At 28.2% G+C, this 18401-nt stretch carries 16 protein-coding genes; 9 read left to right on the top strand and 7 right to left on the bottom strand.

What is annotated here, in order from left to right:
• Positions 1-5: 5 nt before the first annotated feature.
• Positions 6-1418 carry a lactaldehyde dehydrogenase gene (locus tag ACI389_RS06270; protein ID WP_439780743.1) on the bottom strand — a complete coding sequence of 471 codons (1413 nt, stop codon included), beginning with the start codon at positions 1416-1418 and terminating at the stop codon, positions 6-8.
• Between the two features lie 25 nt (positions 1419-1443).
• Between ACI389_RS06270 and ACI389_RS06265 the strand changes: the two genes are divergently transcribed.
• On the top strand, positions 1444-2049 hold the full coding sequence (locus ACI389_RS06265; protein ID WP_439780680.1) for a TMEM175 family protein: 606 nt from the start codon (positions 1444-1446) through the stop codon (positions 2047-2049).
• On the top strand, positions 2039-2611 hold the full coding sequence (locus ACI389_RS06260; protein WP_439780679.1) for a TMEM175 family protein: 573 nt from the start codon (positions 2039-2041) through the stop codon (positions 2609-2611). The genes ACI389_RS06265 and ACI389_RS06260 overlap by 11 nt, the downstream gene beginning before the upstream one ends.
• Positions 2612-3022: 411 nt before the next feature.
• Here ACI389_RS06260 and ACI389_RS06255 read toward each other — a convergent pair whose 3' ends face one another.
• The 4 genes from ACI389_RS06255 to ACI389_RS06240 all read right to left on the bottom strand — a co-directional run bounded on the left by ACI389_RS06255 (position 3023) and on the right by ACI389_RS06240 (position 5096).
• Complete coding sequence (locus tag ACI389_RS06255; RefSeq protein ID WP_439780678.1) at positions 3023-3970, bottom strand: bile acid:sodium symporter family protein; 948 nt, start codon at positions 3968-3970, stop codon at positions 3023-3025.
• A 43-nt stretch (positions 3971-4013) separates the two neighbouring features.
• Positions 4014-4196, bottom strand: coding sequence for a class III signal peptide-containing protein (locus ACI389_RS06250; RefSeq protein WP_439780677.1), 183 nt, complete (start codon positions 4194-4196; stop codon positions 4014-4016).
• Positions 4196-4765 (bottom strand): type II secretion system F family protein, encoded by a 570-nt coding sequence (locus ACI389_RS06245; protein WP_439780676.1) that lies wholly within the window; start codon positions 4763-4765, stop codon positions 4196-4198. The genes ACI389_RS06250 and ACI389_RS06245 overlap by 1 nt, the downstream gene beginning before the upstream one ends.
• Before the next feature lie 172 nt (positions 4766-4937).
• Complete coding sequence (locus tag ACI389_RS06240; RefSeq protein WP_439780675.1) at positions 4938-5096, bottom strand: hypothetical protein; 159 nt, start codon at positions 5094-5096, stop codon at positions 4938-4940.
• A 162-nt stretch (positions 5097-5258) separates the two neighbouring features.
• Here ACI389_RS06240 and ACI389_RS06235 point away from each other — a divergent pair, with 162 nt between their 5' ends.
• Together ACI389_RS06235 and ACI389_RS06230 are read left to right on the top strand one after the other, a co-directional pair.
• Positions 5259-6197 (top strand): hypothetical protein, encoded by a 939-nt coding sequence (locus ACI389_RS06235; protein ID WP_439780674.1) that lies wholly within the window; start codon positions 5259-5261, stop codon positions 6195-6197.
• Between the two features lie 98 nt (positions 6198-6295).
• Positions 6296-6700 carry a hypothetical protein gene (locus ACI389_RS06230; RefSeq protein WP_439780673.1) on the top strand — a complete coding sequence of 135 codons (405 nt, stop codon included), beginning with the start codon at positions 6296-6298 and terminating at the stop codon, positions 6698-6700.
• Between the two features lie 34 nt (positions 6701-6734).
• On the opposite strand, the gene ACI389_RS06225 is transcribed toward ACI389_RS06230, so the two are convergent.
• On the bottom strand, positions 6735-8780 hold the full coding sequence (locus ACI389_RS06225) for a DNA/RNA helicase domain-containing protein (protein ID WP_439780672.1): 2046 nt from the start codon (positions 8778-8780) through the stop codon (positions 6735-6737).
• Between the two features lie 410 nt (positions 8781-9190).
• Between ACI389_RS06225 and ACI389_RS06220 the strand changes: the two genes are divergently transcribed.
• The 3 genes from ACI389_RS06220 to ACI389_RS06210 are packed head-to-tail and all read left to right on the top strand — an operon-like array spanning position 9191 to position 15064.
• Positions 9191-10717 carry an N-6 DNA methylase gene (locus tag ACI389_RS06220; RefSeq protein ID WP_439780671.1) on the top strand — a complete coding sequence of 509 codons (1527 nt, stop codon included), beginning with the start codon at positions 9191-9193 and terminating at the stop codon, positions 10715-10717.
• A complete protein-coding gene (locus ACI389_RS06215) occupies positions 10701-11903 on the top strand; it encodes a restriction endonuclease subunit S (protein ID WP_439780670.1) in 1203 nt (400 codons plus the stop codon). Before ACI389_RS06220 ends, ACI389_RS06215 begins: the two co-directional genes overlap by 17 nt.
• 23 nt (positions 11904-11926) lie before the next feature.
• The gene (locus ACI389_RS06210) at positions 11927-15064 is read left to right on the top strand and encodes a type I restriction endonuclease subunit R (RefSeq protein ID WP_439780669.1); all 3138 of its coding nucleotides are present in this window, start codon (positions 11927-11929) and stop codon (positions 15062-15064) included.
• A 1081-nt stretch (positions 15065-16145) separates the two neighbouring features.
• Here the strand turns inward: ACI389_RS06210 and ACI389_RS06205 are convergent.
• The gene (locus ACI389_RS06205) at positions 16146-17339 is read right to left on the bottom strand and encodes a hypothetical protein (protein WP_439780668.1); all 1194 of its coding nucleotides are present in this window, start codon (positions 17337-17339) and stop codon (positions 16146-16148) included.
• A gap of 360 nt (positions 17340-17699) precedes the next feature.
• Here ACI389_RS06205 and ACI389_RS06200 point away from each other — a divergent pair, with 360 nt between their 5' ends.
• Positions 17700-18005 (top strand): hypothetical protein, encoded by a 306-nt coding sequence (locus ACI389_RS06200; RefSeq protein WP_439780667.1) that lies wholly within the window; start codon positions 17700-17702, stop codon positions 18003-18005.
• Positions 17995-18399, top strand: coding sequence for a hypothetical protein (locus ACI389_RS06195; protein WP_439780666.1), 405 nt, complete (start codon positions 17995-17997; stop codon positions 18397-18399). Before ACI389_RS06200 ends, ACI389_RS06195 begins: the two co-directional genes overlap by 11 nt.
• Positions 18400-18401: the final 2 nt, after the last annotated feature.

Below are 18401 nucleotides of genomic sequence, written 5' to 3'. Positions count from 1 at the left end.
ATTTTTTATCTTAAATTTAATCCAATTAATTTTATTTTTGTCATTTCTTCAACAGCATATTTAATACCTTCTTTTCCAACACCACTATTTTTAAATCCCCCAAATGGCATATTATCTGTTCTAAATGTTGATTGTTTATTAACAAAAACTGTTCCAGCTTCAATTTCATTTGCACATCTCATTGCAGATGCATAATCACTAGTAAACACACCTGCTTGAAGACCATAATCCGTATCATTAGCAACCTCAATAGCTTCATCTAAATTTTTAACACGAATAATAGGCGCTATTGGACCAAATGTTTCGTTTGAAACTAAATCCATCTCTGGCGTAACATTATCAATCACAGTAGCCTCATAAAATGATCCATCTCGAGTACCTCCAGTCAATACTTTAGCACCCATATCCACAGCATTATTAACTGCTTCTTCCACTTGTATTGCTGCTTTTTTAGATATTAAAGTTCCTAATGTAGTTTTAGGATCTAGTGGATTACCCATTACTAATTTTTCAGTTTCACTAACCAATTTTTCACAAAATTCACAAGCAATACTATCTTCAATTATTATTCTTTTTACACCCATACAAACTTGACCTGCATTTAAAAATGCACCATTAATAACACCTTTTACAGCTTTATCAATATCTGCATCATTTAAAACAATCATAGGATCATTTCCACCGAGTTCCAAAGTAACTCTTTTCATACCTGCTTTTTGGGAAATCATCAATCCTGTTGTAACACTTCCAGTAAATGAAATTTTATTAACATCCTGAGAGGTAACTAAGTAATCTCCAACCTCAGAACCATATCCAGTGACTGTATTTACAACACCATCCGGAAACTCCTCATTTAATAATTCAGCAAATTTCATTACTGCTAATGGAGCTTCAGTTGGTGGTTTTATTATTGTTGTATTTTTGCAAGCAATAGCTGGTGCTATTTTATGGATTGTTAAATTAAGCGGATAATTGAAAGGAGTTATTGCTGCAACAACACCCAATGGTAAACGTTGGGTAAATGCAAAAAAACCTTTACCATTAAGACCTGCATCAAGAGGTACACTTTCACCATAAATTCTTTTTGCTTCTTCAGCTGCTAGTTTTAATGTTTCAATAGATCTATCAACTTCCACTAAAGACTCATTAATCGGTTTTCCAATCTCTAAAGATAATATTTTTGCAAATTCCTCACGTTTTTCTTTTAATTTATTAACAACATTAAATAATTTATTTGATATTTTAAATGCAGACATTTCAGATAATTCATCTTTAGCATTATTTGCTTCAGCAATTGCTAGTTTTACAGTTTGTATATGAGCAATTGGAATAGTATCAATTACTTCACCATTATATGGGTTGATTACATCTTCTAAATCATCACTTGAAATGTGTTTACCACCAATTAACATATCCATCATATCACCTTAATTAATATTTTATATGAGAAATATTAAATATCCTCCTATGGAAACTACTAGATTTGAAACATTTTTTGATGCAATTTTAGCAATTATTATAACAATATTAGTTTTAAAAATTCCACAGCCATCATCACCTACTCCAGAAGCGTTATTTTCATTAAAAACTAATTATATTGCTTATCTAATTAGTTTTTTAACATTATTTAACATTTGGCATTCAAATCATAAATTATTACATGAGATAGATATAATCGACAATATGACACTTTGGATTTATGGAACTATGATTTTTGTTATTACATTATTACCTTACTTTACAAAATGGATTGCATCTAACATTTATTCCATACCTTCTCAAACAATGTTCGGATTAATATTTATAATCACACATGTTTTAATTTCATTAGCTACAAGAAATATTTATAAAAGTAATCCATATAACCCTAAATTGCTTGAATTGAATAATCAATCCAAATATGAACATTTTCCAATAATCATTTTAATTATTGGATTCATATTAACTTACACAGTATATACTCCAGGAATTTATTTATGTTGTTTAATAACAGTTATTTTATGGATTCTCATTGATATATTGATAAAGAGGGATTATAATGGAAACTGATAGGTTCGAAGCATTGATTGATGCTATTTTAGCTATAATTATTACAATTCTTGTCTTAGAATTACCATTTGCAAGTACAGGAACTTGGGATGCTCTTTATGAATTAAGATACGACTTCTTACTTTATGCTATGAGTTTCATTGTTTGTTTTGATTTTTGGAACTATAACAACAATTTATTTAGTATAGTGAATAAAATAGATTCAAAGGTAGTTTGGAGCATGGGAATAACATTATTTGTATTTTCATTCCTCCCTTACATTACATTATTTGTCGGTGAGCATTTCTTCTTATTCTTCCCACAATTTGTATATGGATTATATTTCATTACAATTGTAATTCTGTTGATTATAAATAGTAAACTCTTAAAAAAAACCGATCCCGCAAATATTGCATTATATATCATATTAAATAAACAATACTCACTATATGGAACTATACCTTTAATTTTAATTGGTATATTTATTGGATACTTTATTTATCCTCCTGCTATTACAGTATGCTGTTTTATTTCACTTTTTGGAGTTTGGATTATACCAAAAATTCAATACCATTTGAAATAATAATACTAAACATGACTTGTTTACTTTCTTTAAATATTATTTCCTTATTTTTTTATTTTAGAATTATTCTCTAATAAAATCACTAAACAATTGAATAAAATCCTTGAATGTAAAAAATAAATAAAAATATAGATTTACTATCCATCACATCTTTTACAATAACTAACAAACAAGACTTTAAATCCAATTTCCACACAAAAATAGATTTAATATAACTTATACAGTTATTTAAATGAACTTTAAAATAAAATTAACAGGTAACATAATTATTATTAGAAAAAAATTTTATTCTAGAAAAAATCCATAATTGGTTAAAAATTAAAAATAAACTTTTACCACATTATTTTAAAAAACTAATTTAATATAACTCCTCTTAAATAGAAATAACATTATTTACTTAAAACATTGAACCTACTCAGAATTATAATATCTATTCAATACATAAGTCATAATTGACCCAGCAAAGTTTTGCCATATGGAATATAATGCTCCTGGGACTGTTGCAGATACCAAATTTGGAAAATGAGTTTTAGCAAGCCCAGTTGATAAACCAGAATTTTGAAAAGAAAGTTCAATAGCTATAGTAATAATAGTTTTACGATTCATACCTGATAAATAACCAATAATAAAACCTGAAGCCATCGCTAAGAAATATTGGATAATAATTACCATCATTATAGTAAAAGATGATGTTAAAATAGCTTGTTTATTTACACTAATTACTCCTGCAACAATTACACAAACAACAATTGCAGAAATAGCTGGTAAATACTCTTTTAATCTTGTACAAAATGCAGGAAATTTATAATTAAGCATTAAACCTATTAATATTGGGATAATTACAATTTGAAGAATTGATAAGAACATGTCAATAGGACTAAAAGAAATTTGATTTCCAACCAAAATTAAAGTCAATATAGGAGTTAAAATTGGTGAAAGCAGAGTAGAAACTGCAGTTAAAGATACTGATAATGCTACATCCCCATTTGCAAGGAACGCCATAAGATCAGATGCAGTACCTCCAGGAACAGTACCAACTAAAATGACACCCACCATTAATGCCATATCCAATGAGAATAGACTTGCAAGAGCAAATGCTAAAATAGGCATTATAATATACTGTGCTGAAATTCCAAGAACAATTTCCTTAGGATTTTTAAATATACTTATAAAATCATCTACTTTAAGAGTAGTTCCCATAGTAAAAAGAACAATACTTAAAAGTAAATTTAAAATATCAATATTGGCATAATTACTTAAAACCCAAGTAAATGAACTTGGATAAATTAATGCAATACAAACAAAAAGTAAAATAATAATACAATAATATTTTTCTATAAATCTAAAAATCCCTTCCATATATTATTTATATTCCTGTTTAGATTAAATAAATTTATCTTAACTATTTAAAATATTCATTAAGTGTTTTTAATTGATTATTAAATTCAACAACCTCTTTTGATTGGACTTGACCACCCAAATCATTTAAATAATTATTATACATATAAATAACCAATAAAACCACAACAAATATTCCTCCAAACAATAAAATAAATTCTGCAGATGTTTGAGCCTGATTATCCATTAAAATCCCCCAGTTAATAATGTTGCACCAAATGTAGACATTAAATAAAATATTCCAAAAGATACTCCTACAAGAGGTATAGAAAACTTGATTCCCTTTTTAACCTCCCCATACATTATAATACTAATAATAAAACCTACCAAAAGAGAGTGAATTATTAAATATATTTCACCTACAATTGGAGCTGACAAAATAATTTCAGATTCCATTCCATAGCTTTGCATAAAACTAGAATAAACACTAACCATACCCATTGCAAAAGGTGTTGCTACAATAGATGAAATTAACAAAAACATAACTGACATCATAACCGAAGACTTTCTCTCACGCTTAAGAGCCATCAAATCTCTTAAATCATTGGAAACATCAAACAAAACAGTAGAAATACTAGATCCACTTCTCCTACCATCAAGAATAATTCCAAATATCCTCTCTAATTCTTTTGATTTTAAACGTTTACTCATTGCCCTCCATGCTTCATCAAAATTACGACCCATTCTAATTTCAACAATTGATCTTCTCACTTCATCATATAATGGTCCTTCACTATACTGAGACATGTCCTCCATTGAATTTTCAAAGCTCTATAATAAACTATACACTATTTTTACGATAAATAATAATAATGTACCATAAAAGTATTACAAAAATAAAATTAAAAGTAGTAAATCATTTCAGTTTAATAGAGGTTTAGCTATTGCTATTGCATGACTATGCTATTACAATACTATAAACAGATTTTTATTTGAATATAAGTCTTTTACCACTAATATCAATCTCTACTGTGTCATCGATTGGAGCAATAGTTACTTCTTTATTATATTCAACAGTATAATCATCAGGTATGTTCTCTATTAGGTTCTTCAAGACATCAATAGTTAAAATTGCCATAACAAACACCTACTTATGTAATTAATTGATTAATTAATTATTTAAGTCTTTACATATGAATCCAAGTGATTATTGCTTTTTGTTTGTAATTTTATAAGCTTAAAACAATATTAATACAACATGAAAATATATTTCTTATGAAAAACAACATTATAATTAAGGGTGAGAATAATGGGCAAAAATTTGGATGATTGTTATAACCGTAGAAGAATTATAGAAAGTGCTGGAATTCCCAAAAAAGAAAATTTAAAATTGCCGTTTCTATCTTACGGTTTTTTTAAACCACACCAATTAGCATATTCACAAATTGAAGAGTATGTTAAAGGAACCCCTGAAGATATTGAAATAAATTATGAATTAGGTAATGTAAATGGAGTACCTGTTTTACTAAATAAATCTTCACATAGCCCTATTAAAGCAAATATTATTAAATTTAAATATCCTGAAAGAGAAGCTTATAAAACCATTGGATACAGTAAAAACATGCATCTTTATTGTTGGAAAGTAATCACAGTGGACGGCCAGAAAGTAAATGTTTTAATGTACCCTGAAAATAAACCTTTTCCAGAAAGATCACATGGTTTTGGCCCAAATGGTTATGATTGGCGAGTAGACCCCGTTTTTAAAAATATATTAGATTACGTGGATTTTAATATTAAAGGAATAAAACAACATCCTTTTAATTATCAGTGGGATGATTTAAAACCATTTGTATATGTCCAATCATTGTATATAACATTGTGGTCTGCAATCGATCGATTTTTAACATTCAGATACGGACACACAAAAACTATGAATGTTAAAAAATTTTCAATAGAACCTTCATTTAAAAAATCATTACAAAAAAATTACAATGCTATTGGAGATAACGGATTCTATTTAAGCCATCAAAAAGTATGGCAAGATGAAATTTTTTCAGCAGAGGATTTAGAAAGTTATAAACTAAACCCCAAAAATTCTACTTGTTCAGCTCTTTATTATTATACTTTAAGAAATAATGTTGTTCATTCAAGTAAAGTTATGCATGACGAAATAGACACAGTTTGGAATGCATTACTTGGTTTAAAGGAAATATTCCAAGATGTCTTAGAAGAAGTAAAAAAAGAATAATCCTTATAAAATTTTTTTAAAATATTTAAAAACAGAAACTTTATTAATAACCTGATTATAATATTAGTAATACCAACAAAAATCGGAGGACAACCATCATGAATATAAGTGATTTAATAATTGGAGAAGGTTACAGCAACGACGAACTTATGGACGCTTTTAAATGCGGTAAATCTGGAGGCATGCGCCGTTCAAAAACAACAAACACTCTCGTAATAGTTTTTGACCATAATAAAATGTATGATGATGCATGGAAAGGAGATATTCTTCATTATACTGGAATGGGTAGAATTGGAGACCAAGACATTAATTACATGCAAAACAAAACATTAAATGAATCCGCAACTAATGGTGTTGACCTTCATTTATTCGAAGTTTTCGAAGAAGGAAGGTATACTTATCATGGCCTTGTAGAATTAGCTGGTGAACCATATCAAGAAATTCAACCAGACGCTGAGGGAGACAATAGAAACGTTTGGATGTTCCCTTTAAGAAGAAAATAAAATGGATATAATTTTATTTTTTTAAATCCTTTTTTTAATTTAATTCTTTTATTCCAACAGACAATAATAACTCATAAACAGAATCCAACTTATCAACAGGAGGGACAAATACAATAAATCCATCACGTCCCCTAGTTAATAATACTCTATAACTATTTCTTCTATATGTATTGGCATCACTATTTTCATCTTCATTTTTTCTAAATTTTTCCCATTCAGAGCCATTCCAAATCATATCAGTTTCCCAACCAATTATAGGCATATCTAATTCTAATCCTTGTATAGCAAATTCAGTTACTACATCTTTTAAAGCACAACAAGATTGAGGGTCATTAGATGGTGCATTAAACCATTTAGCAACATTAACTTTTCTTGTTGATTTGAAATCATTATACATACCATAATTTTTAAGAACAGAACTTTTTGAAGACGCAATCAAACCATATTGTTTATTTGGTTCTTCAGAATATCTTTTACAATAATCCTTAGCTTTATCTAAGTTTCGAGTGCAATACATATCATAATCTTCAGCATAAATTTCATCAGTAAGTTGAGATGCTTTTTCAATTTCACCCGCCATAAGATAATTAACAAATTCACTAACAGTGCCTGATAAGTGTGAACGTAGAGAAACAGTTAAATCAAAGGAGTCTTTTTCTATGTTGTCAAGAAGTAAATGGTCTTCAAAATATGAATCTAATTTAGCTGGACAAGCAATTTCCCAATCAAATTTACTATTTTTAAGAGCAATATCCCATAATGCCATACCAGAATTTTCACCATTATATATTTCTTGACCTTCGCCCACCAATATTAAAAGAACACACCAATCTAAACGGTTTTCACAAAGTTCAATCATTATATCTGGTTCGGAACGATCATCATTACGTTTAGCAGCCATTTGCTCGGAATCCCAAGCACGCTGCCCTTCATCAAAAACAATAATATTTTTATCAAAATCAGGAGCGCCAGTACGTCTATATTCATTAATAACAGTATGCAAATTTCTTACAAAGTTTTTACTTTTCAAAGCGTCAGTTAAAACTTCAACTAACGGCCCATTACCGGATAAATAAACTGAACCAACTTTTTCAATATCATAAACATATTGCAATCCAAGATAAGTTTTTCCAGCACCTGGAACACCAGTGACCAATGCAATAATATGTTTTTGATTGTCTCTTGCATATTCTGTTAAATTTTCAAGATTTTCAATTGCTTGAGGAATTCCAGCACTATTTACTCGCCTTATATTTGGTAAAGGTTCATTTTTCATAAAAGTTCTTGCAGCCTCTACAATGGTAGGTAATGGTTCATATTTAGATGCAATCCAATAATTAGCATCACAATCGGTAATTTCATAAGTGAAAATATTATCTAAAACTCCTTGAAGCATGTCTCCAGAAACACAGGTTATATTATTTATTTCTTCATTTAGTCCACTAGTTCTTGTTAAAACCAGCAAAGGAACAACTTCTTTATCACGTGATTCATAATGATATTCTCTTATATCCCTAGCATAGGCTTTTACTTGGTCAATATCTTCATATTTAACCTCATGTTTCATTTTAAATTCTAAAATTACTACATGATCATTTGAAATTAAAATTATATCTGGACGCCTACCAGATTCGTAAGGTAAAACATATTCAAAAATAATATTGAGATTAGGGTTCAAATTAAGATTTTGCATTACTCTAAATGAATCAACCCAAGCATTAATTTGAGAATCACTTAAATCAACTAAATGTTCTTCTAAAAATGTTGATTTGATTTTGTTGATAAAATCATTCTCATTTTCCTTATTAAAATTAAATATTGTATCTACATAACAGCAACGGCCTTTTATCATTTTATCGAAGGTTATTGTTTTATCAGCATTGTCTTCAGTACTTTTGGCACAATAATCTTTAATGAATTTGACTCCTTCAACATTTGATTGATAAGTCCACCAACACTTTTTGCTGGGGTTCCAACGTAGTTTATGACTTTTCATTTCATTTATTAATGGATAACCTGGAAACCCATCAAAATATAATTCAATACCATTTTGCTGCTCATTTAGTTCGTAATGCACCATAATTATCACTAGTTAATAATTTTATTAAATTTTTATAAAAATATTTTGATAATAATGAATTAGATGAAAAAGAATTATTTTGGATTAATTATTTTGATTCTACGAACCATCATAAAGGTTACAATATAAAAATGGAAAACAGATTGCTATAACAAGTGTTGATATAAACAAACTCAAAGAAAAAATCATTTTAAATGGTTTGGAATGGAAAATTACTGACAAAAATAAAGTAAAAAAAATTATTGATGAAAATAATAAATACCCTCCAAAGTTTAAATTAAACCACATATTAATTTATATTTTTAATCTCCTAATTCAATAATAAATAACCACAAATAATAACCATTATAAAATGTGTCTAATAAAAATATGATACAAATTAAAATAATTTTTTTATAAGGGTGATATGTTTGGCAAAAAAACAAATCTCAATTGAAGAATCATTGTGGAATGCTGCAGATAAACTGAGGGGGTCAGTAGAAACATCACAATATAAACACGTAGTACTCAGTTTAATATTTTTAAAAAATATAAGTGATAAATTTAAAAAACAAAGACAAAAGTTAATTGATGAAGGTAGAAAAAAATACATTGATAAACCCGTATTTTATAATAAAGATAATGTATTTTATTTGGATGAAGAGTCTCGTTGGGAATATTTAATTGAAAATGCAAAACAACCAGATATTGCTTTAAAGATAGATACTGCATTAAGCAATATTGAAAAACTAAATGATGATTTAAAAGGAGCGCTACCTAACAACTATTTCACAAGTTTAGAATTAGAAAGCAATAATATAGCAAGTTTATTAGATGAAATAAATAATATTAGAATTCCTGAAGATGATAACGATTTCTTTGGTAGAATATATGAATATTTTTTAAGTAAATTTGCTATTAAAGAAGCATCAAGTAAAGGAGAGTTCTATACTCCAAAATCTATTGTAAATCTAATTGCTGAAATATTAGAACCTCACGATGGAATATTATATGACCCCTGTTGTGGATCTGGAGGTATGTTTGTACAATCATATAAGCTTTTGGAAAGTCATCATGGAGATACAAATGAACTTTCAATATATGGTCAAGAATACACTTCAACAACACTAAAATTAGCAAAAATGAATTTAGCAATAAGGGGTATTAAAGGAAACTTAGGAGATAAAGCGGCGAATACATTTTTCAATGATCAACATCCTGATTTAAAAGCGGATTATATCATGGCGAATCCACCATTCAACCAGAAAAAATGGAGGGCAAGTGAAGAATTAACAAAAGACCCTCGATGGGATGGATATGAAGTACCCCCAACAAGTAATGCAAACTATGGATGGATTCTTCATATGGTATCTAAACTATCAGTAGAGGGTATTGCAGGATTTTTATTATCAAATGGATCTTTAAGTGATAAAGGTGCCGAATACAAAATTAGAAAACAATTAATAGAAAATGATCTTGTAGAAGCTATATTAATATTACCTAGAAAATTATTTTATACAACTGACATTTCTGTATCCCTTTGGATTATTAATAAAAACAAAAAAGAAAAAAATAACTTTAGAGATAGAACAAATGAAATCTTATTCTTAGATTTAAGACAAATGGGCGCTCCATTTGATAAAAAATATGTTCAATTAACACAAGAAGATAGGGATAAAGTAGTTTCTACAATTAATACATGGCGTTCAAATATATATAATTATGAAGACATTTCTGAATTTTGTTATTCTGCTGAATTAGATGAGATTAAAGAGAAAGATTATGTTTTAGTTCCAAGTAGATATATTGAATTTGTTGATGCTGTTGAAACATTAAATTTTGATGAGAAAATGTCCGAATTGAAAAATGAATTTGTAGAATTGTATAAAGAAGAGCAAGACTCTAAAGATAAGATACTGAAACTATTTGAGGAGTTAGGGCATGAAATCAAATTATAGTAAATTAGGTAACTATATTACTGAGTCTAAACTTAAGAACAAAGATTCTTCTGAAACTAATTTAGTAGGTTTAAGTAATGAAAAACAATTCACAGACTCAAAAGCAAATATTATTGGTGCTGATTTAAGTAAATATAAATTAATTGCATACAATCAATTTGTTTACATGCCTACAACATCAAGAAATGGGGATAAGATATCTGTAGCTTTATTCAAAGAAAAAGGAGGTATAATCTCATCATCATATACAGTATTTGATGTTGATGCAGATTTATTAAATCCAGATTATCTTATGTTATGGTTTGAACGTCCAGAATTTGATAGATATGCAAGATATCACTCACATGGATCAGTACGTGAAATATTTTCATGGGAAGATATGGAAAACACAGAACTCTTTGTTCCACCATTAGAACATCAAAACAAAGTAGTTGAAATTAAAAACCTTATCGATGATAGAATAACAATACTCAAAAATTTAAGTAAGAATTTAGATGAAACATGTCATACTATATTTAAGTATTATTTCATTGATTTCACTCCTTTCATTAATGAGAAATTTATCGATTCTAAAATTGGAAAAATACCAAAAGGATGGAATATTACCTCCGTGGGAGATATTTTAGATTGTAAATTAGGTGGAACCCCAAGTAGGTCTAATGAATCATATTGGGGAGGAAATATTGCATGGATAAATTCTGGGAAAGTTAATGAATTTAGGATAATTGAACCTTCCGAATATATTACTGAAGAAGGTTTAAAAAAATCTGCTACAAAATTATTGCCTGCCAAAACTACAGTTATAGCTATTACTGGTGCTACTTTAGGTCAAATTAGTTTATTGGAAATAGATTCATGTGCGAATCAATCAGTGATTGGTGTTGTTCCCAATAAAAAGTACCCATATGAATTTATATATCCATTAATTTCAAGCATTCTTTTTGAATTATTAAAACATCAAACAGGCGGGGCCCAACAACATATTAATAAAGAGAATTTAGAATCATTTAATATTATATGCCCTCCAGAAGACATTATTTCAGAATATAAAAATATTGTACATCCTTTATATTCTCAGATATCTGCAAATTGTTTTGAAATAGAAAAATTACAAAAATTAAGAGACACATTAATAGCTAAACTAATGACTGGTGAAATTGATGTCTCTAAGATAAATGTGAGTTAGAGGTTTAATCAGGAGGGGTATGGATGTCATTTGATGAATATGAATTAGAACAATCATTTAAAGATTTATTTGGTAAAAACGGCTATGATTGTTATCATGGTGATGAAATTAATAGAAATAAAAATAATGTCCTTATTGAAGATGACTTAATTACATATTTAAAAAGAATGTACGATATTACTGATTCTGAAATAAAAAATATTATTCAACGTTTGAAAAACATTTCTGTATCTTCTGTTTACGATGCAAACAAAGAATTTTTTTCATTATTAACAAATGGGTTTTTATTTAAACGTGAAAATATTGATGACAAAGACATATTTATTCATTTAATAGATTTTGAAGACAGGACTAATAATATATTTAAATTTGTAAATCAAGTTGAGATTGAAGGTTCTGTTAAACGTATTCCCGATGGCATTGTTTTCATTAATGGACTTCCAATTGTAGTATTAGAATTTAAAAGTGCTGTTCGAGGAGAAGAGGCTACAATTTATGATGCTTATGAACAGTTAACTATTAGATATCAAAGAGATATTCCTGAATTGTTTAAGTATAATGCATTTGTCGTGATTAGTGATGGTGTAAATAATAAATATGGTACTTTATTTACAGATTATGAATATTTTTATGCTTGGAAAAAACTAAAAGAAGAAGATATTGAAAAAGAGGGTATAAATTCATTGTATACTATGATGTATGGTTTATTCAATAAAGAGATTCTCTTAGATATAATTAAAGATTTTATTTATTTCCCAGATGTAAGTAATCATGAAGTTAAAATCATTTGTAGATATCCTCAATATTTCTCAGCTACCAAAGTCCATGAAAATGTTATAAAACATATTAAACCAGAAGGTGATGGAAAAGGGGGGACTGTCTTTGGTGCGACAGGTTCAGGTAAAAGTTATGCAATGCTTTATTTAACAAGAATGCTTATGAGAGATAAACGATTGAAAAATCCGACTATTTTGTTAATTACTGATCGTTATGATTTGGATATTCAGTTAGCTGAAGAATTTCTTAATGCTAAGAATTTCATTGGGGATAATGATGTAATTCGTTTTGATTCAAGGAAAACTCTAAAAGAGTATTTAAAAGATAGAAAAAGTGGAGGAGTATATCTAACTACTATTCAAAAGTTCAATGAATCTGTTGAACTTTTAACTGAACGTTCTAATGTTATTTGTATTTCTGATGAGGCCCATAGGTCTCAATTAAACTTAGATGAGAAACAAACTGTTGATGAAACAGGAGTATATAAGACTATTGGTTTTGCTAAATGTTTGCACGAATCTTTACCGAATGCAACTTATGTTGGTTTTACTGGAACACCTATAGATGCAACTATTGATGTATTTGGAGAAATTGTAAGTCAATACACTATGTATGAAGCTGTTGATGATGGTATTATTGTTAATTTAAAATATGATGGCCGTTATGCTAAAGTCACTGTTGATGAGGAATTAATTAAGCTCATTGAACAATATTATAAATTTTGTGAATCGAAAGGAACCAATCAACACCAAATTCAAGAAAGCATAAAACAAATGACTAGAATGTACGTTATCCTTGGAAATCCTAATAGATTAGAAAAAGTAGCCAATGATTTTATTGCTGATTATGAACAGCGTGTTGAAGATAGAACTACTGTGAAAGGCAAAGCAATTTTTGTTTGTTCAAAACGAGAAATTGGTTATGAATTTTATAAGATTGTTATTAATAAACGTCCAGAATGGGCTATTGAAGGATATGCTGACGATATAGATTTTGATAAGGTTAATCTCGATGAGCTGAAAAAGATGCCTAAAATTAAAATGGTTATGACTCGTGAAAAAGATGATGATCCTGAATTTTATGAAATTTTAGGTAGTGATAAAGACCGTGCTGAAGCAAGTAAAGAATTTAAGAATGAAAACTCCAATTTCAAAATTGCTATTGTTAGAGATATGTGGTTAACTGGATTTGATGTTCCTTGTTTAGATTTAATTTATATTGATAAAGCAATACAACAACACACTTTAATTCAAACAGTTTCAAGAGTAAATCGAGCTTATGAAGGAAAAGAATTTGGAATTATCATTGATTATATTGGAATTAAAGATGAACTTGATTTAGCATTACGAAAATATAATGACAATGCCGATGACCAATTTGAAGACATTGATAAAGCAATAAAAATAGTTAAAGACAAATTAAGTATTTTACATAACATGTTCTATGAATTTGATGATAGTGATTATTTCAATGGCACTCCTTCAGAAAAATTACAATGCTTAAAAGAAGCAGCAGAATTTGCTCAAGTAAGTGAAGATATAGAAAATAGGTTTATGGGCCATGTTAGAGATTTGTCATCTGCTTATAAACTTTGTACATCTAGTGAAGAGATTTCTAAAGAAGAACGTGATTATATTTATTTCTATCAAGGAGTTAGATCAATAATATATAAATATAATAAAGGTGATGCTCCTGATGTGAGTCAGATGAATCGTAAAGTGGGCAAAATGCTTGAAGCTGCAATACAATCTGAGGGAGTTGAAGAAGTATTTAAAATAGATCAAAGTCCAGATGCCCTTGAAATTTTTTCAAAACAATATCAAGATATTATCAATAAAATTCAGTTACCAAATACAAGAATCAAACTTCTTGAAAGATTATTAAAACGTGTGATTACTGATTATAAAAAAGTAAATAGGATTAAATCTGTAGAATTTACTGAACGTTTAAACAAAATTGTGGATGACTATAATGAAATGCGTAGAAAGCATCCACGTGCTTTAGAAGCTTACGAAGAGATTACTAAAAAAATATCTGAACTATTTGAAGATATTGAAAAAGATAGAAAATCGTTTGAAGAAATGAATATTACAATTGAACAAAAAGCATTTTATGATATATTAAAATACTGTGCTGAAAAATATGATTTCGAATATCCGCATGAAAAATTATTGCCACTTTCGGCAAAAGTAAAAGAATTAGTAGAAGAAAAAACCAAATTTGGAGATTGGAAAAATACTGCAAGGAAAGCCGAACTTGAAGCAGAATTAATCATACTTCTAGATGACAATGGATATCCTCCAGTTCCAGAAGATGAAGTGATTAATGATGTTTTTGAACAAGCAGAAAATTATGGGAAATATAATACTCCTATAACTGGATGAACAAACATAATGAAAATAAAACGTATAAACGAATGAAATGGAAAAATTGAAGCTTTAGGACAAGGAAAACAAACAATATTAATCAGAAAGTATGAAACAACATTAAAAGAGTTCTTACTCTACCAACACTTAGCTATGCATACAAAATAAAATGTTTCTAAATTAATTTTTGTAAGTGTTTATACACTTGCAAAAACACAATTTTTTGGTCCAAAAAATAAGCTCGATTTTGGGGTTTTTATCAATATGAATCAGAGCCGAATTTGAGCTTTATTTTCCAATCGGAGCAACCAACCAAAATTCATAGTTGATTTTACCCCCACCATATTCAATATACATTCAAGTATTCATGATACTTAGTTGCTTAACCATGCAAATGATTACCTCTTTCTTTCTTTATTTTATAGAGTATTGTAAAAATTAAGTATCTCTCCCACAACATATAGATGACCCACCAAAAATTTAGAATTAAGCCCTCAAACTCAACGGAGAAGTGTTATTTCAAGTGTAAAAATTAAACAAATATACTTACCCTGATTAACTTAATTCGTTCATAAATTTACTAATTACCTAATCAAGCTATTTTACGAAGAGTTATTATTTACACTTGAAGTACATTTAAAATTAGAGTATTTAGAAAAAAAGTAGCTATCTAAATAGAATAGATGAATCAAAGAATTTTAAACAGTTAAATTTTTTTTCGAGGTATCATTTCAAGTGTAAAAGTAAGAGCATTTTTAATATGTTACATGATATAACTGCCCATAATAACAGAACCTACATCAGCAACCACTACAAAAACTGCTGAACCTACACCAACAACACCATTAAGAAATTGTATAAGTAAGTACTAAAGTACGAAATCGACAGCCATTAGAACAGAGCAACTGGAAAATCAGCTGACACAACAGCAGAAAAGCGGAGCAAAATCACAAAAATAAGCACTCGGAAAATTCGATTCAAGAGCCTTATGATCAGCTATATTCAATGAAATCAAGTCTAATTACTGTCTTACATACATACCATAGTAAATCCATTCCGTGTCTTACATAGCTATTTTAAACATGTAATAGAGCATAAATCAATTCATGAAAAAACCATCAATACAAAGATTTATGATATCATTTATGGCTGATGAAGTGATTACAAATTCCCCATAATCATGTATTGGGAAAGTCAAGTATTCTTTTATTACCTTTATCAAATGATTATGATCTTGAATTAGATAAAGAACACCTATCTTATCCATTAAATGAATAATCTCATTAATTTTAACATCGATATTGCCTTCGTTAACTAGAACATGTATTTCTTCTGTATAGTCTTCAATTAGAACTTGGACTTTAGCTTTTTTAAAATAATTATCCAATGATTCATCATTAAGTATAAACGTGTGGTGTTTAGAATCTCTATCATATATAGCTAAATCATATACAATACCACATAACCTATCATATTCATTATAATCAAGTTTATGCACTGTTTTAATATTGTTCATGTAATATGAACCAATTTTTTGCTTAATATCCCAATCAGAATAAACATTGTTCTCTTCATCATCTTCAACACTGCCACCATCGTCACCATCTGGATAATGATAAGATTCATATATAGGGTCTATTGTTAGATATTGTACTAATTCCGTGTAATACTCTTTGATATTCGGGTCATCATAAAATTTATTTTCTTTTGTTGTGTTAGCTTGAAATAAAGCAATTAGTTCTTTTTTATCTGAATCATCCAATTTTAAATGATCATTACATATTTTAATAAATGTGTAGGTAATATTTCCTGGATTGAACTGTATTTCATCACCATTATGTAATTTGTTTAAATCTTTTTTCTTACGGCTTAATTCTTTTGTAATAAAATCTTTTTCTAATTGCTCTTCATCATTAAGAGCAGGATTACCCTTATTATAATTTTTGAATAAATAACTTTCTTCATTAAAATTAGCATATCTTTGTCTGTCTTTTAAATAATCAAATAAATATTGGGTGGTTTCAGGAGTGTTAAAACAAATTCCTACATTAGAACTATCAGATATTCTCCAACAGGGAATAATCTCTAATGAATTTTTCTTTAATAAATCATCAATAGATTCTCCATTATCCATAAAAGCACTACATGCACGTAATAAATCTTTAATTTTAAAAGTTCTAAGTTTATCATGTTTCAATCCAGTAGTAAACATAAAACTAATCATGGACTTATGTAACACGTTTGATGACTTAATCACTTCATAGATAATTTCATTAGATAATATCTGTCTCATAATACTATATTTTGATAATTCCTGTAAATATACTATTCCAGATTAATTATTAAAGTATCAAAAAAATTCGCAAAAATGCGAAAAAAATGACTTATTTAAATATACTGCATTCGCACTTACGCCGAATAATTCGCAATTTTATGAAAAACTAAGCCATATAAATAAGCTAAACGATAAACTAATAATCATCACACAAGTATAGAAGATTATTAGTAAAAATAATCATGTGTTGACTATATAAGTAGTGGAAAGAAGGTTTTTTAAATCAATGCCTTCTGTAAAAAAATTATTTAAATTTACACTATATAAGAGGACGATATAATATACAGCGAAAATATCAAAAACGAAGAACTGGAAAGTATGAGAAATTTAGTTGAAAAAACAGATGAACTACAAGGTGAGATGAATCATTTATATATCTTGTTAATATCATTTAACGAGTATTTAGATTCATTGCCTCAATTTGATTCAAGAACAATAGATATGGAAAGGGATGATGGTTTAAAAGCTATCAACTGCCTGCTAGGATTTCATGTCGTCTTAAATTGTTTAATTATTGAATTAAGTGAAATAGAAGAAAAAAACTGTAAAATTTGTAATAAAAGTGAATGGTTAACTGAAAAAATCGAACCAATATTTGATAATGGTGATGATAATGAAGAATGATTTTGAAAACGATTACATGAAAAAAGAAACTGTACAAGAAATGATAACTGAATTAGTATACCTTAGAAAAGTCATTGACAATGCTGTTTATTATGGAACTAGCATTAGTATAAGAGCAACACATTTAATTGATACTATCCTATACTACCACGATACTGGAATAAAAGATGAATTTACAGCAAAGGAACTGGAAGAAATAATTGACAATATGAAATCTGGCGAAGCTGAACAAGGTCTCTTAAATTTGAATATAAATCATCTTAACAACAGCATGGCAAATCTTGATTCAATATTAATCAGATTATTAGAAGATAATCATATGCGTTTTTTTGACGCAAGTTATGATGAAATAGAAGAAAATTTCTTTATTAGAGGTGATTTTTATGATGAATAAAA

Origin of the sequence: Methanobrevibacter sp., from assembly GCF_051877095.1 — an archaeon.
Classification (GTDB): Archaea; Methanobacteriota; Methanobacteria; order Methanobacteriales; family Methanobacteriaceae; genus Methanocatella.
Note: the sequence above shows the minus strand (reverse complement) of the source record. Positions and strands in the feature narration are given on the sequence as shown.

Coding starts and splice junctions, on each gene's coding strand:
- ACI389_RS06270 (WP_439780743.1), bottom strand. CDS start 1,418: ATGGATATGTTAATTGGTGGTAAACACATTTCAAGTGATGATTTAGAA.
- ACI389_RS06265 (WP_439780680.1), top strand. CDS start 1,444: ATGAGAAATATTAAATATCCTCCTATGGAAACTACTAGATTTGAAACA.
- ACI389_RS06260 (WP_439780679.1), top strand. CDS start 2,039: ATGGAAACTGATAGGTTCGAAGCATTGATTGATGCTATTTTAGCTATA.
- ACI389_RS06255 (WP_439780678.1), bottom strand. CDS start 3,970: ATGGAAGGGATTTTTAGATTTATAGAAAAATATTATTGTATTATTATT.
- ACI389_RS06250 (WP_439780677.1), bottom strand. CDS start 4,196: ATGGATAATCAGGCTCAAACATCTGCAGAATTTATTTTATTGTTTGGA.
- ACI389_RS06245 (WP_439780676.1), bottom strand. CDS start 4,765: ATGGAGGACATGTCTCAGTATAGTGAAGGACCATTATATGATGAAGTG.
- ACI389_RS06235 (WP_439780674.1), top strand. CDS start 5,259: ATGGGCAAAAATTTGGATGATTGTTATAACCGTAGAAGAATTATAGAA.
- ACI389_RS06230 (WP_439780673.1), top strand. CDS start 6,296: ATGAATATAAGTGATTTAATAATTGGAGAAGGTTACAGCAACGACGAA.
- ACI389_RS06225 (WP_439780672.1), bottom strand. CDS start 8,780: ATGGTGCATTACGAACTAAATGAGCAGCAAAATGGTATTGAATTATAT.
- ACI389_RS06215 (WP_439780670.1), top strand. CDS start 10,701: ATGAAATCAAATTATAGTAAATTAGGTAACTATATTACTGAGTCTAAA.
- ACI389_RS06210 (WP_439780669.1), top strand. CDS start 11,927: ATGTCATTTGATGAATATGAATTAGAACAATCATTTAAAGATTTATTT.
- ACI389_RS06205 (WP_439780668.1), bottom strand. CDS start 17,339: ATGAGACAGATATTATCTAATGAAATTATCTATGAAGTGATTAAGTCA.
- ACI389_RS06200 (WP_439780667.1), top strand. CDS start 17,700: ATGAGAAATTTAGTTGAAAAAACAGATGAACTACAAGGTGAGATGAAT.
- ACI389_RS06195 (WP_439780666.1), top strand. CDS start 17,995: ATGAAGAATGATTTTGAAAACGATTACATGAAAAAAGAAACTGTACAA.